The sequence below is a fragment of the Pseudomonas sp. H2_D02 genome, assembly GCF_054677635.1.
In genome coordinates this window covers 6,106,225-6,121,725 of record NZ_CP162816.1, presented here as the reverse complement: position 1 = coordinate 6,121,725, position 15,501 = coordinate 6,106,225, and the positions used below count along the sequence as shown (strand labels likewise).

The following is a 15,501-nucleotide window of genomic DNA, read 5'->3' as shown; positions in this document are numbered from 1 at the left end:
ATGCTGTACGACACACTTATCCGCAATGCGCTGGTCATCGATGGCAGCAACATCCCCGGCTACCGCGCCGACGTAGCGATCCACGGCGGTCGCATCGAGCGCATCGGTGAGCTGCGCGAAACTCGCGCGCGGGAAGAAATCGACGCCGCCGGCCGCGTGCTGGCGCCGGGCTTCATCGATGTGCACACCCACGACGACACGGTGGTCATCCGCCAACCGCAAATGCTGCCCAAGCTCAGCCAGGGCGTGACCACGGTGATCGTTGGCAATTGCGGCATCAGCGCATCCCCTGTCAGCCTTCGGGGTGATCCGCCGGACCCGATGAACCTGCTCGGCCCGGCCCGGGCATTTGCTTACCCACGCTTTGCCGATTATCGCGGTGCGGTAGAAGCGGCGACACCGGCCGTCAATGTGGCCGCGTTGGTCGGTCATACGGCGTTGCGTAGCAATCACATGGATGATTTGTTGCGCACAGCCTCGGTAGGAGAAATCACTGCCATGCGCCGGCGAACTGCGCGAAAGCCTGGAGGACGGTGCGCTGGGCCTGTCCACCGGCCTGGCTTACGCCAACGCCTTCTGCGCAGCCACTGATGAAGTCATGCAACTGAGCGAGGAGTTGGCAGCGTTCGGTGCTGTCTACGCCACCCATCTGCGCAGCGAATTCGAACCGGTGCTCGAAGCCATGGACGAGGCTTTCCAGATTGGTCGACATGCGCAGAGCCCGGTGATCATTTCCCACCTCAAATGTGCTGGCGCCGGTAATTGGGGGCGTAGTCCACAGGTGCTCGCCGCGTTGGAAAGCGCGGCTCAAAACCACCCTGTCGGTTGCGATTGTTATCCCTACGCCGCGAGTTCTTCGACCCTGGACCTCAAGCAAGTGACCGATGCCCATCGCATCACCATTACCTGGTCGACGCCGCATCCGCACATGGGCGGTCGAGACCTGACGGACATCGCGGCTGAATGGGACGTGTCGCTCCTCGAAGCTGCACGTCGCCTACAGCCAGCGGGTGCGGTGTACTACGGCATGGACGAAAGCGACGTAAGACGAATCCTCGCGCACCCATTATCGATGGTTGGCTCCGACGGCCTACCCGAAGACCCTTTTCCCCACCCTCGTCTGTGGGGCGCTTTTCCGAGGGTGCTGGGCCATTTCAGCCGAGACGTTGGGCTTTTTCCTTTGCACACCGCCGTGCACAAAATGACCGGCCTTTCAGCGGCGCGCTTCGGCCTGAAGGCGCGAGGTGAAATCCGTGAAGGGCACTGGGCCGACTTGGTCTTGTTCAATCCCCAAACCGTTCGCGACGTCGCTGATTTCAACACGCCACAACGGGCTGCCGAGGGCATCGATGGGGTGTGGGTCAATGGCGTCCTGAGTTATCGCGAGGGACAAGCGAACGGCAAAAGAGAAGGGCGTTTCCTGGCGCGTGAAGGCGATCTGCGCCGGGGTTTTCAATGTGTTCAGTAGCGTTTGAAGGCATGTAGGTGCTTGGGATTGCTTTAATTGGCGCCACAATAATGGCACTGCGACACTAAAGAACCTGAATTAAAAGCCGAAGCAGTGGGTTCAACCCATCTAGACTGGGTCTTTTCAGCCAGGGAGCAACCCATGAGCTTCGGTAAAATCACTCCAATCCTGCGGATCTTCGATGAAGCCAAGGCGTTGGCGTTCTATGTCGACTTCCTGGGCTTTACCGTCGACTGGCAACACCGCTTCGGTGACAACTTCCCGCTTTATCTGCAAGTCTCCCGTGGTGATTGCGTATTGCACCTGTCCGAGCATCACGGTGATTGCACGCCGGGCTCGGCGCTGCGAATCGAGACCGACGAGCTGGAAGCCTTCCAGCAGCAATTACTCGCCAAGCAATACCGCTACGCCCACCCACAAATCCAGGCCATGCCCTGGGGTAGCCAGGACATGGCGATCAGTGATCCGTTTGGGAATCGGTTGGTGTTTACCAATGCGATCAGTGTGTGACAGGCGCAAGAATGCTGCTGCATGGGCTGTTTGCCCGCCTCCAGAAAAGAAGCGGGCAAACGCGTTTCGTCAAACCCTGAAGTGGCTGACCATCTGCTGCAATTGACCACCCAACCGCGCCAGTTCAACGCTGGACGCCGCGGTTTCATCGCTGGCGGCGGCGGTCTGTTCGGACACGTCGCGCACGTTGATGATGCTGCGGCTGATCTCCTCGGCCACGGCGCTTTGCTGTTCGGCGGCCGCGGCGATCTGCTGGTTCATCGACTGGATGTTGGACACCGTGCGGGTGATGTTTTCCAGTGACACACCGGCCTTGCGGGTCAGGGCCACGCTGCTGTCGGTGAGGTTGCGGCTGTTGTTCATCACGGCGGCCACTTGCTGGGTGCCGTTCTGCAGGCCGGCCACCAAGCCTTCGATTTCCTCGGTGGATTTCTGCGTACGCTGGGCCAGGCCGCGGACTTCATCGGCGACCACCGCGAAGCCACGTCCGGCTTCACCGGCGCGGGCGGCTTCGATGGCGGCGTTGAGTGCCAGCAGGTTGGTCTGTTCGGCCACGGCCTTGATCACGTCCATCACGGCGCCGATCTTGTCGCTTTCCTGTTGCAGCACGCCCATGGCGTCAGTGGAACGCACCACTTCGCTGGCCAGGCGTTCGATCTGGGCGATGGCTTCGTTGACCACTTGATCACCGGCCCGCGCTTCGCCGTCGGCGGCGGCTGCTGCTTGGGAGGCTTCTTCGGCATTGCGCGCCACTTCCTGGACCGTGGCGGTCATCTCATGCATGGCGGTCGCGACCTGGTCGGTCTCGACTTTCTGGCTGTTGACCCCGGCGCTGGTCTGCTCGGTGACCGCCGACAGTTCTTCGGCGGCGCTGGCGATCTGGGTCACGCCGTCGCGGATGCCACTGATCAGGTCGCGCAGGGTCACGCCCATGCGGGCGATGCCCTGTTGCAGCACGCCAAGTTCATCGCGACGGGTGACGATGACGTTTTGCGACAGGTCGCCACCGGCGATGCGTTCGACCACGGCGAGGGTTTCACGCAGCGGGCGGGTGATCTGGCGGGTGATGACCACGGCCGCGATGATGCCCACCAACAAAGCCAACAACGTGCTGACCAATTGCAGCGTGCGGGCCTGGGCGCTTTCAGCGTCGCGACGGTCGAGCTGGATCTGGTACAGCTGCTCGCTCAGGGAGACGATGGTCGCGCCCTGGTCGGTCATTTCCTTGCGCGCCTGCGCCACATCGGCCATGGCCATCTTGAAGGCCTGCACGGCGCTGCGGTATTGGGTCAGGGTCGTTTCCAGCTGACGCAGTTCATCCTGCCGAGCGTTGGCGAAATGTTCGTTGAGCGGCTTGAGCGAAGCGATGGCGGCGTCGAGTTGGGCGAAGGCCTTGCGTTCGGTATCGGCATTGCTGTTGGCGGTGTAGCCGCGGACTTCATAGCGGGCCAGCATGAATGCCTGCTTGGCCTGGGTGATGGCCTGGAATTGCGCAAAGCGCTCGTCGCTGAGGGCCATCTGCTTTACGTCGGAATCGATGCTTTCGATCAGCTTGTAGGCCGTCTCGGCGTTCGCGCCCATGACGTCCCGGGCACTGTTGCCGGTGCGGTAGGCACTGCGCATTTTGTTTAGTGATGTCTGGTAGGCGCTGATGGTCGCGCTCTGCTCCTTGAGCAGCTTGACGTTCTCGGGGCTTTTAAAGCTGCTGAGCAACGCGTTTTGTTGCGCCACGAAACCATCGAGGGTGGTTTGCACATTCTGTGCGGCGGTCTCGTCACCGTTGGTCAGCATGTATTGCAGGCGAGTGACCCGCAGTTTGGTCAGGCCAGCGTTGAGCTGGGTGATGTCGCTCATCCAATTGCTGCGGTCGATCAAACCGCCCAGGCTGGTCCAACTGGTCAGGGCCAGGACGCAAGTCAGTACCAGCACCAGGCCAAAGCCCAGGCCCAATTTCATATTGACGCTAATGTTGCCAAACCAGCTATTCATCAAATTCCTCCAGGAACGTTGCGCTGCTTGATCATCGGTTGGCTGGAAGATTGTTGTTTTTAAGAGCCAGCAAAAACGTGTAACAGGGCTGTATCGGCGGCCACCCATGAATCTGAAAATTTTTTTTGTATAGGCAATCCCGGGTTGTCGCCGAGCGCGCCAAGCTTTTTTTCACATTGGTTTCACTGCCTGCCTACGTCTACGTCTTTACCGTCTCGCCAACGAAATGACTGGTTGGGTGCCGTCGGGGCGGCTTGATGTGGAACTGAGACTGAGCCTTTTTGGCGTGACGCGCTCGATTGATACGAGCTGGCTTGTCCGCTATCGAAACGCGGCGGTGATCCTGGCTTCGGCAATGCTGGTGATTCCGCTGACCCTTTGGCTGCTGGGGCCGGCAGCGGTGCCGGATCTGGCCCATGGCAATATTGTTGGCGCCCGGGCGCTGGCTGATGGCTGGGCCAAGGGGGAGATGATCGTGCTGGTGCGCCACGTCGAACGATGTGATCACTCCAAGGCCGTGTGCCTGGGGGATCCTTCGGGAATCACCGACCGTGCCCGCGCCGTTGCAGTGGGCCTCGGCGCGCGGTACGAGCAACTCGGCCTGGAGAATGCGGACATTTATAACAGTCCGCTGGTTCGAGCGACCCAGACGGCTGGGTACATGTTCAACAAGGTGAGCACCGGCGACGATTGGCTGAGCCATTGCCGCCATGACCTGCTGCGCAATGCCCTGGTCCACAAGGTGCCTGGGCGCAACCTGATCCTGGTCACTCACAGCGAATGCATGCAGGCGATGGAAACCGAGCTGCGGCGACCTGTTTCGGCGTTTGGCTATGGCGCTTCGTTGTTTGTATCCGTCGCCCAGCCACAAGCTCCTCGGCTGCTGGGTTTTATCGAGGCGTCCGACTGGCTCTCAATGAAGTTTCAGTAACCTTTCCCACGATTAGGACCGCTCATGCTGACGTCTGCTCGCGTTCGTTTTTACCGGCTCAACCTCGGAATACCCCTGGTCTGTGCGGCGGTGGTGTTCCTGCTGTTCGACATGACCCGCATCGACATCGCCTTCAGCGATCTTTTCTACGACCCGCTGCACCAAGTCTTTCCGCTGGGGCATGTACGGCTGTTCGAACAAATCACCCATAAGTGGGCCAGGGTCATTCCGAACTGGACTGGCGAGGCGGCCATTATCGGGGCGCTGTTGTCGTTCGTCTGGCCGCTGTTCCGGCCGGAAAAGCGCCCAGGGCTGCTTCGTGTCCTGGATAAGATCCGGCTGACCAAACCGCTATGGTTTGCCCACAGGCACCGTCGCGATTTTCTCTATGTTGTCTTCGCCTTTTCCCTCAGCACAGGCGTCATCCATTACCTCAAGGGCCACACCAGCGTGTACTGCCCGGTGGAAACCACCCAATACGCGGGGAAGATCGAGCACAAGGAGTGGTTCCAGAATTTCGATTTACTGAAAGTCGCGGGGGACGGTCGTTGCTGGCCCGGTGGCCATGCTTCCGGTGGTTTCACGATGCTGGCGCTGTACTTCGTTGCCCGGCGCTATCGCTGGCGTCACTCCAAAGCCCTGATGTACGGCGCGCTGGCCTTGGGATTTGTCTACGGCACGACGCGAGTCCTACAGGGTTGGCACTACATGTCCCACACGTTCTGGGCGGGAATCTTCGTCTGGTTGAGCTGTTGGCTGATGGCAATGTTTTTTTACGGGCGCGCAGTCTTGGAACAACCCTTGTTGAAGACCGCGTCGCCCAAGGTCAAACCTAGCTTGACCGTGCTGGGCGATGCGCAGCCTGCTCCATGAATCGCGGGCAAAAAAAAGCCCGCGGGAGAGCGGGCTAAAACCTTAGTTTCTTGAATGAGCGAGGGGACTGTACCGGATCGCGTTAACCCATGGGGTGAAGAAAAGTTCATGCGGGCTCAGCTTGATGCGTTCCTGATAGAGCTTTGTCAACGAGGTGATTTCGGACGTGTCCTGTGAGACAAGTCTCTTTTTTGAATAGAAAAATGCCCGCTCTCTGAACCGAAGGCGATAAGCAAGGTCTGGTATGCGCGAAGCAGGTCGATTTCGATTTGGCCTGCGCCGCAATCTTGCTGTCGCTTTCGTATCGAGGGATCGAACATGTCCGTGTCTGCCTTAGGGACGAGGCTTGTCGTCGCGTCGCTGTGTTTTTTTGCGATGGACCTTGCCATGGCCGCGCCAACCCCCGGCGACACGGACCTGATCCGCGAACGTCAGAATCGCTTGCTCGAAGAGCAGCGCCGACGCCTCGAAGAACTCAAGGACCTGCCAGGCAAAGAAGCAAGGCCGGTCCAGCCGACAAAACCCGCCGATACCCGTTGTTTCCCCATCAAGACCATCGAGCTCAAGGGCGCCGACGCCTTGTCCGAACGCGAGCGCCAACGCTTGCTCGAGCCCTATCTCAACCAATGCCTGGGCGTGCCGCAGCTTAACGAGTTGCTCAAGACCATTACCGATGCGTACCTGGAAAAGGGCCTGGTCACGAGCCGTGCCTATTTGCCGCAACAGGATTTGTCCAGCGGTCACCTGCAAGTGTTGGTGGTCGAGGGGCGACTTGAAGGCCTGAAGGGCGCCGAGGACAGCGGACTCTCCAAGCGGGAGCTGGCGATGAGCTTTCCCGGCAAGCCGGGCGATCTGCTCAATCTGCGGGAGATCGAGCAAATGGTCGATCAACTGAACCGTCTGCCATCCAACAGTGCCCGCATGGAGCTGACGCCGGGGCAGAACATCGGCGGCAGTGAAGTGCTGGTCCAGAACACCCCACAGAAACCTTGGCGCGCCGGCCTGTCACGGCATAACGACGGGCAGAAGAGCACGGGCGAGCAGCAGTGGGGAGCCTCCCTGGACTGGGACAGTCCTTTGGGCTTGGCCGATCAGCTAGCCTTGCGCGGTGGTCACGATGCCATAAGCGACCATCAGAAAACTTCACGCAACGCCATGCTCTATTACAACCTGCCCTTTGGTTGGTGGAACCTGAGCTACACCTACAGCCAAAGCGAGTACCGCGCGCTGGGCCAGGCCAACGGATTCAACTTCAAGCAGAGCGGCGACAGCCAGAACCATCAGGTGCTCCTGGAGCGGGTGGTGCACCGTGACGCGGTGAGCAAAACCTCCCTGAACACGGGCCTGGCGTACCTGCGCACCAACAATTTCATCGAAGACAGCAAGCTCGCCGAGAGCAGCAATCGCATCAGCGAGGCGCAGTTCGGCATCAACCATGGGCGACGGATCGGCAATGCCTTCGTCAACCTCGACCTTGGCATGCAACAAGGTATCGGCGCCCTCGATGCCCAAGGCGATCACGAGCCGGGGCCTGGGCTGCCGGATGCACGCTATCGCAAATACACCGCCACCCTCAGCTATCTGCAAGCCTTCCAAGTGTGGGGCGAGTCCTTCAGCTTCAGCAGCCTGATGACCGGCCAGCGCAGCGAAGACGCGTTGTTCAGCCCGCAGCGCATGAGCCTCGGCGGGTTGTCTTCGATTCGCGGCTACAAGGACCAGACGCTGGCCGGCGACAGCGGTGGCTACTGGCGCAACGACCTGCGCTGGAGCCGCCCGGTGACGCTGGAGTGGCTGCGCCCGGTATTCGCCGAGTACGGCACCAGCCTTGGTTACGACCAAGGCGTGATTCGCGGCGATCGCTACAACGGTAGCGAGCATGGGCGCATGTCGAGCAACTCCCTGGAGTTGTTCGCCCGCGGTGAGAACCTCAGCGCCAGCGTCACCTTCGCCCATTCCCTGGAACGTCCGGACGCCCTGACCGAGCGCGAAGCGCCGATCTACTTCCGCTTAGACGTATCCATTTAATTCGCTGCAACGAGACCCGATCATGGACGACCGCCAATACGCCTTCCTGGCCCGCCAGCCCGCTGCTGCCCTGAAACCCCGCGATGCCTTCTGGGGCATGCCCAAGCGTGGCCTGGCGTTCCTGTTGGCCAACGTCATGTTCTGGCAACCGCTGTGGGCCCAGGCCGACGGCATCGTCGTCAGCGCGCCGGGCACCAGTCTTGGCAAGGCGGGCAACGGCGTGCCCATCGTCAACATCGCCAAGCCCAACGGCAGCGGCCTGTCCCACAACAAATTCAGCGACTACAACGTTGGAAAAAACGGCGTCATCCTCAACAACGCCACCAACCCCGCCCAACCCACGCAACTGGGCGGGATCATCCTCGGCAACCCGAACCTCAAGGGCACGGCGGCCAAAGTCATTCTCAACGAGGTCAACGGCGGCAACCCCAGCCAGTTGCGCGGCTACACCGAAGTGGCGGGACAGTCGGCCCATGTCATCGTCGCGAACCCGTATGGCATCACCTGTAACGGCTGCGGCTTCATCAATACGCCAAAAGCGACCCTGACCACGGGCAAGCCGATCATCGAAAACGGCCAGTTGAGCCGCTATCAAGTGGATCAGGGCAGCGTCGCCATTGAAGGCGCGGGCCTCAACGCGAACAACGTCGACCGTTTCGAAATCATCACCCGCAGCGCCAAGATCAACGCCGAGATCCAGGCCAAGAACCTGACGATCGTGGCCGGACGCAATGACGTCAACGCCAACACGCTGAACGCCACGGCCCGTGCAGACGACGGCAGCGCCAAACCCGAACTGGCGATCGACTCCTCGGCGTTGGGCGGCATGTACGCCGGCGCGATCAAGCTGGTGGGCACCGAAGCGGGTGTCGGGGTGAAGCTGGATGGCAAGATGGTTGCCAGTGGCGGGGATATCCAGCTCGATGCGAATGGGCATTTGAGTCTGGCGCAGACAGCGGCTGCCGGCGCCATCGACATCGAGGCCAAGAGCCTGGAGACCCGTGGCCAGGTGTATGCCGGTAGCCGGCTCGAAGTCAAAACCCAGGGTGACCTGACCAGCCAGCAGAACCTGGTGGCGCGCGACAGCATTCACCTGGACAGCGGCGGCACGCTGACCAACAACGGCATTATCGAGGCCGGGGTCAACGCCGATAACAGCCGCAATACCACGGGGGATGTCACCCTCACCGCCAAGCAGTTGAACAACGCTGGCAAAACCGTCATCGCCAGTCGCGACCTGAATGTCACGTCCACCGCTGCGCTGAATAACCAGGGCGGCACGCTCAGTGGGCAGGGCAAGACCACCGTCACCGGCAACGTTGTGGATAACCGCAATAAAGGCCGGATCCTGGGTAACACCGAACTGCACCTGAGCGCCGATCAAGTCCTCAACAGCCAGGGCGGCCTGATCAATAGCCAGGGCCTGCTGACGGCCAGCCTGGGCCATTTGGAAAACAATGCAGGTGAACTGTCGAGCCTGAACAGCGCGACCCTGGTCCTCGGCAGCCTGGACAACCTGACCGGCCTGGTCATGGCCGGCAAGAACCTCGACATCACTAACACCGGCGCGATCAACAACCGGGGCGGCGAGCTATCCAGCCAAGGCGTCATGACCGTGCGCACCGCCAGCCTGGACAACAGCAACAAAGGCACCGTGGCCGCCAATGGCAAGTTGCTGGTCAGCGCCACCGGCGCGGTCAACAACGCCGAAAAAGGCCTGCTCGCTAGCCGTGCTGCCGAGGTCGAGTTCGATGCTGCCAGTCTGAATAACGCCAAGGGCACGCTGCAAGGCGAGGGCCTGGTCACCGTGGATGTATCCGGCGACATCGATAACCAGGGCGGCAGCATCATCGCCAAGGACGCCAAGCTGAGTGTCTTTGCCACCAACCTGGACAACCGTGGCGGCGTGCTGTCCAGCGTCAAGGCCGCGCTGGAAGCACGCACCACCGGCGTGCTGAAAAACGGCTACGACGTGAACCGCCGGGGCGGCACGATCCAGGCCCAAGGACTCAGCATCCAAGCCTTGGCTGGGCTGTTCAACGACGGCGGACGCATCGCTGCGCAAGCCGGCGATGTCGTGGTCACCAACGCAGCGGCGGATATCAACAATCGCAACGGCGGGATATACGCCACGGGCAAGGTCTGGGTCACTGGCCGGGGCATGGACAACAGCGGCGACGGGCAGGTCAGCGCCAGTCGCATCGACTTTGACCTTTCGGGGGCGCTGAACAACAACGCCGGCATTATTGAAAGCCAGGACAGCCTGGACATTCTGGCCGCCAGTTTGAGCAACCAGAAAGGCCAACTGCGCACCCTGGGCCAGAACAGCACCACGGCATTCAAAATCGGGGGGCTGTTCGATAACAGCGACGGCACCCTCGAAACCGCCAGTAATGATGTGGGCTTCATCACCGGCAGCGTCCAGAACGTGGGTGGCAAGCTGCTGCACACCGGCCTGGGACTGTTTGGTATCAGCCAGGCCAACCTGGGCCAGGCGGGTGGGCAACTGGTGACCTACGGTAACCTGACGGTGACGGCTGACCGCTGGACCAACAGCACCGCGATCCAGGCCGGCCATCTGGTGGTTCATGTCGATCAGCTGACCCAGACGGCCACCGGCCAGTTGCTCAGCGCCAATAGCATGGAAGGCCGCGGCAGCAACTGGCGCGTGGACGGCCTGATCGGCAGCGACGGAGCCATAGATCTGCAACTGACCGGTGCTTATACCGGCAATGGCCGCTTGAGCAGTCTCGGCACCTTGGGCCTCAAGGCGGCACTGATCAACCTGGAGCAAAACGGCAGTATCGCGGGCGGTGGCAACACAACCGTCGTGGTCGATGGCGTCCTCAACAGCTACGGTCGCCTGACCTCGGCGGCGGATATGAGCGTCACGGCCGCCACGCTCAACAACTACGGCACGCTGGGCAGTGCCGGCGCGCTCGGCGTATCCACCGGCGACTTGCTCAACGAACATGGATTGATCTTCAGCGGCGGCAATACCAGCCTGCGCGTCAACAGCCTGACCAACCGCTATGCCGACATCTACAGCCTGGGTGATCTGAGCATCGATCGCGACGGCCTCGGCACCCGTGCCAGCCGCATCCTCAACAGCTCCGGCACGCTGCAAAGCGACGGCAACATGCGCCTGGCGGCCAGCACGATCGACAACATCCGCGAGGTCTTGACCACTCACGATGCAGGCATCTACACCGCCTCGATCAGGGAAGTGACATGCATCGAAGGGTACAACGCCGGGGATTGCAGCGGTGGCAAGGAAAACCACGTCTGGCAGATCGTCCAGCGCGACAAGTTCGAAGTCACCGCGGCCAGCGCCGCCTCCAGCATCACCACCGGCGGCAACCTGAATATCCAGGGCGACACCCTGACCAACCGGAGCAGCAGCATCGGCGTCGGCGGCGCATTGACCGCCAACCTCGTCAGCCTGGACAACATCGGCATCGAGACCGGCGAAATCGAAACCTCGCGCACCTTCAGGTCCGAGCGCACGCGCCACCCGAGTGGCTGGCGCGCCGCTGCCAACGACTTTACCAACAAATACTGGTTGCAGAGCCCGGGCTACAACGCCAATGACCTAGGTGGCCTTGAAGCAGCGATGAGCCGTTTCATCGGCATGACCGAACGTGAGCTACCGCAGTTCCACACTCAAACAACCACCACCGATAACCAGACCTATGCCGCGATTATCCAGGCCGGTGGCGCCGTCGACATTCCTACCCAGGGCGACCTCAACAGCGGCGTCGTGCGTGGCGGCTACAACTACGTCGGCGCCGGCCCGCGTACCGACACCCAGGCCGACAACGCCTTCTCGACCCGCATCAGCGTCAATCGGCAACTCCCGCCGAGCCTGACCCAGCAACAGGTCGATCCACTGGCCCTGCCGGGCTTCGACTTGCCCACCGGGCAAAACGGCCTGTTCCGCATGAGCGGCGACGGCTCGACCACGCCGACCCAAGGTGCGGGGCTGACGCAAGTGCGTGGCCTGCCGGATCGCTCGTTCCAGGCCAACCCGCAAAAATACCTGATCGAGACCAACCCGGCGCTAACCGACATGCGCCGCTTCATGAGCTCGGATTACCTGCTGTCGAATCTGGGCTACGACCCGGACACCGCCGCCAAGCGCCTGGGCGATGGGTTCTACGAACAACGCCTGATCCAGCAAGCCGTGATCGCCCGAACCGGCCAGCGCTTCCTCGACGGCCAGACCTCCGACGACGGCATGTTCAAGTACCTGATGAACAACGCCATCGCCAGCAAGGACGCTCTCAAGCTGTCCCTGGGCGTGAGCCTGACCTCCGAACAGGTTGCGGCCCTTACCCATGACATCGTCTGGATGGAAACTCGGACGGTGAATAACGAGCAGGTGCTGGTGCCGGTGCTGTATCTGGCCCAGGCCAATCATCGTCTGGCGGCGAATGGGGCGCTGATCCAAGGCTCGGACGTCAGCCTGATTGCTGGCAAGAACCTGAACAATGCGGGCACCTTGCGGGCGTCCAGCAACCTGAGGGCGACGGCGGGCGACAGCCTGGTTAACAGCGGGTTGCTGGAGGCGGGCAATCGGCTTGAGGCGTTGGCGGGTAATGACCTTACTAACCGGGCTGGTGGGGTTATTGCTGGGCGGGATGTGAGTGTTGTTGCCCTCACCGGCGACGTGATCAACGAACGTACAGTTACTACTCACGAAAGCAGCAGCGGCTACCGCACCGAACGCACCGACTTCATCGACAGCGCCGCCCGCATCGAAGCGGGAAACAACCTGGGCGTCAGTGCCGGGCGTGACATTAACAATGTCGGCGGTGTGCTGAAAAGCGGAGCCGACACCACGCTCAATGCCTCGCGCGATGTCAATCTCATTGCCGCCGAACGCATCACCAGCGGCACTCGCGGTCGGCATCGTGACCAGGACATCAAACAATATGGCTCCAGCCTCGACAGCGGCCGCGACCTGACCGCCAATGCCGGCCGCAACCTCACCGTCGTCGCCAGCCAGATCGATGCCAAGCGTGACGTCACTCTCGCCGCCAAAGAAAACTTGACCCTCGCCTCGGCAGCGGATGAGCAGCACTCCTACGACAAGTCCAAGAAGGTCACCAGCCAAGAGGATCATGTCATCCAAATGGCTTCGACGGTCAAGGCGGGACGCAACGTTGCCTTGAGCGCGGGGCAGGACCTGGCGCTGATTTCCAGCAAGGTCAACGCTGCAAACGAGGCCTATTTCGTGGCGGGTGGCAGGCTTGAGCTGCTAGCTGCGCAAAACAGCCACTATTCGCTGTACGACATGAAGAAGAAAGGGGGCTGGGGAAGCAAGAAGACTCAGCGGGATGAGGTGACCAAGGTTACGCATGTGGGCAGCCAGATCATTACGGGCGGTGACTTGGTATTGCTCAGCGGGAGCGACCAGCGTTATCAGGCGGCCAAGCTGAGCAGCGGCAATGACCTGACGTTACAGAGCGGCGGTTCGATTACCTTCGAGGGTGTCAAGGATCTGAGCCAGGAAAGCCATACAAAGAGCGATTCAAGTCTGGCTTGGAACTCGATGAAGGGGAAAGGCCATACCAACGAAACCTTGATTCAGAGCCAATTGCAAGCTCAGGGGAACGTGGCCATCAAAGCGGCCGATGGCTTGAACATCGATATCAAGCATATCAACGAGAAAACAGTCAGCCAGACCATCGATGTCATGGTCAAGGCTGACCCCAAGTTGGCGTGGCTCAAGGAGGCCGAGCAGCGAGGGGATGTGGATTGGCGGTTGATCAAGGAAACTCACGAGTCGTTTAAGTACAGCCACTCGAGCCTGGGGCAGGGCGCGATGTTGGCAATCATTATCATCGTTACCGTGCTGACGGCGGGTACTGCAACTGCCGCTACAGTCGGCGCCAGTGCTGGCAGCGCCGCTGCTGGGGCGGCAACTGCCGCAGGTGCTTCAGCTGCCACGGCTGCGACCGTAGGCGCTGCTGCATCGGCCGCCGCCACGGCGAGTTTTTCGGCAGCAGTTGCGCAAACGGCGGTCAGTACGATCAACAACAAGGGTGACCTGGGGGCGACCTTCAAGGACGTCTTTTCGTCAGATAACCTGAAAAACTACGTAATCGCCGGGATCACGGCCGGTTTTGCCAAGGGCGTCATCGACCCCGCACTCGGCGGCAATACAGTGCCGTTCAACAACCTCACCAAGGGTTTTGATTTAAATACGCTTCAAGGAGTGGGTGGTTTTGCGCTGCACGCCGGGGCTCAGGGTGTTGCGGGAGGCATCATCAAAACCGCTATCAATGGAGGTAGCCTCGGTCAGAACCTCCGTGATGGGCTGGTCTATCAGGCAAGTACCGTCGCAGCGGCGACAACGTTCAATTTTGTCGGTGGTTATGCACAGGACCATTGGCAAACCGCGAAGAATGCAGGCGATACCACAGGCATGGCCATGTGGGCCGAAGGGGGCGTCGCTCGTACTGCCATGCATGCATTGGCGGGAGGAGCGATTTCCAGCGCTACCGGCGGCGACTTCAAGACCGGGGCCATCGCGGCGGGTGCCAGCCAGGCCATGGCTGGAGAACTCAATGCCATTTTCGATACACAGCCTGATTTGCGACAAGCGGTTTCTCAGATCGTCGGTTTGACGGCAGCCGGTCTTGCTGGCGGCGATGTCGAGAAAGCCTCTTGGGTCGCATTGATGGCTGACGAATACAATCGCCAGCTTCACCAGAAAGAGACCGTTGCACTTGAGAAACTACAAAAGGAAACACCTGAAAAATCCTATGAACTGAAAGCGGCTGCGTGTGCTCTGGTTCATTGCTCCGCCTCGGTTCCGGTGGACGATCCAAACTACCAGGCGGTCAAAGCGCTTGAGGCGGATGGCAAGGGATTCTCAGGTGCGCAAAGCGCGCTGATTGCGACCGGTGCCTATGACGAATATTCGAAATGGGACCAAGCCAACGATGACTTGCTGCTAAACGACAAGGAGCTCAGACAGTCGTCCCAGGCAAGCCGCGCGGTACTCGGCGCGATAGGGGCAGCGGCAGGGTTCGGCGGCGCGATCCTCTCCACGCCCGCTTGTATCACCGGAGCCGGTTGCGCTATACCTGCGTTCTCCGGTCTGGGCGGCGCCGCGTCGTTTGTCGATGGGTGGCAGGCCACAGGGCAGTTGTTCGCTCCTTACGATTACACGCAAGGAAGCAAGGTACTCGCATCGTTCGACAGCGCGACTTATCCTGGCGACGTAAACCCCCTCCGCGACTATGGAACCGAGGCCGCTAAGGCGGCGATGGAAATCGCGCTGCTCAAGGGGGCTGGGAAGTACCTTGATGGGAGTGGGGCGTCGGTACTGGTTTCGGGGGTTAAAGCAACAGGTCCGATTGTACCTGACGTAATTAGTCCCACTTATCGAGAGCTTCAGGGGTTAAACAAAGGATTCCAAGCGCATCACACCTTGCCTCAATATTTGGGAAAGATGCTTGGGTATACGAAAAATGACATGCTGGATCACCCAGCGACTTTAATTACCCAGTACTCTCATACGGGAAAGGTGAATCCTGATGCAATGCATAAAGCTATCAGTAAATATTTACCTCCCATGGTGGGTGGTAAGCCGGCTACGTATACTTCTGGGCAGATAAGCTCCGGGTTGCAGAAAGCCTATGGCGATATAGGGCGGCCCGAATTGTTTGACTCAATCAAGCATTTGATTAAATAG

6 protein-coding genes and 2 pseudogenes are annotated in these 15,501 nt (G+C 60.5%); 6 read left to right on the top strand and 2 right to left on the bottom strand.

Annotation, left to right across the window (positions count from 1 at the left end):
- A pseudogene (locus AB4N42_RS27990) lies at nucleotides 1-1,468 on the top strand (N-acyl-D-amino-acid deacylase family protein).
- Nucleotides 1,469-1,609: 141 nt separating this feature from the next.
- A complete protein-coding gene (locus tag AB4N42_RS27985; RefSeq protein WP_030139730.1) occupies nucleotides 1,610-1,978 on the top strand; it encodes a glyoxalase superfamily protein in 369 nt (122 codons plus the stop codon).
- A gap of 69 nt (nucleotides 1,979-2,047) precedes the next feature.
- Here the strand turns inward: AB4N42_RS27985 and AB4N42_RS27980 are convergent, their stop codons facing one another.
- Nucleotides 2,048-2,752 carry a methyl-accepting chemotaxis protein gene (locus AB4N42_RS27980; RefSeq protein WP_460116423.1) on the bottom strand — a complete coding sequence of 235 codons (705 nt, stop codon included), beginning with the start codon at nucleotides 2,750-2,752 and terminating at the stop codon, nucleotides 2,048-2,050.
- A gap of 201 nt (nucleotides 2,753-2,953) precedes the next feature.
- Nucleotides 2,954-3,832: pseudogene (locus tag AB4N42_RS27975) on the bottom strand (methyl-accepting chemotaxis protein); the annotation flags it as partial.
- 394 nt (nucleotides 3,833-4,226) lie between these two features.
- On the opposite strand from AB4N42_RS27975, the gene pmrG reads away from it, so the two are divergent.
- The 4 genes from pmrG (at nucleotide 4,227) to AB4N42_RS27955 (ending at nucleotide 15,501) form a co-directional block, all read left to right on the top strand.
- Nucleotides 4,227-4,898, top strand: a complete 672-nt coding sequence (gene pmrG, locus AB4N42_RS27970; RefSeq protein WP_460115630.1) for a lipopolysaccharide core heptose(II)-phosphate phosphatase PmrG — start codon at nucleotides 4,227-4,229, stop codon at nucleotides 4,896-4,898.
- A gap of 24 nt (nucleotides 4,899-4,922) precedes the next feature.
- Entirely contained in the window at nucleotides 4,923-5,771 is an 849-nt protein-coding gene (locus tag AB4N42_RS27965) for a phosphatase PAP2 family protein (protein ID WP_030139733.1), read from the top strand.
- A gap of 318 nt (nucleotides 5,772-6,089) precedes the next feature.
- Nucleotides 6,090-7,796, top strand: coding sequence for a ShlB/FhaC/HecB family hemolysin secretion/activation protein (locus AB4N42_RS27960; RefSeq protein WP_460115629.1), 1,707 nt, complete (start codon nucleotides 6,090-6,092; stop codon nucleotides 7,794-7,796).
- A 22-nt stretch (nucleotides 7,797-7,818) separates the two neighbouring features.
- Complete coding sequence (locus AB4N42_RS27955; RefSeq protein ID WP_460115628.1) at nucleotides 7,819-15,501, top strand: two-partner secretion domain-containing protein; 7,683 nt, start codon at nucleotides 7,819-7,821, stop codon at nucleotides 15,499-15,501.

What these genes read in the sequence shown, in the direction of transcription:
- AB4N42_RS27985 (WP_030139730.1), top strand. Translation starts at nt 1,610, where the DNA reads ATGAGCTTCGGTAAAATCACTCCAATCCTGCGGATCTTCGATGAAGCC.
- AB4N42_RS27980 (WP_460116423.1), bottom strand. Translation starts at nt 2,752, where the DNA reads ATGACCGCCACGGTCCAGGAAGTGGCGCGCAATGCCGAAGAAGCCTCC.
- AB4N42_RS27955 (WP_460115628.1), top strand. Translation starts at nt 7,819, where the DNA reads ATGGACGACCGCCAATACGCCTTCCTGGCCCGCCAGCCCGCTGCTGCC.
- AB4N42_RS27960 (WP_460115629.1), top strand. Translation starts at nt 6,090, where the DNA reads ATGTCCGTGTCTGCCTTAGGGACGAGGCTTGTCGTCGCGTCGCTGTGT.
- AB4N42_RS27965 (WP_030139733.1), top strand. Translation starts at nt 4,923, where the DNA reads ATGCTGACGTCTGCTCGCGTTCGTTTTTACCGGCTCAACCTCGGAATA.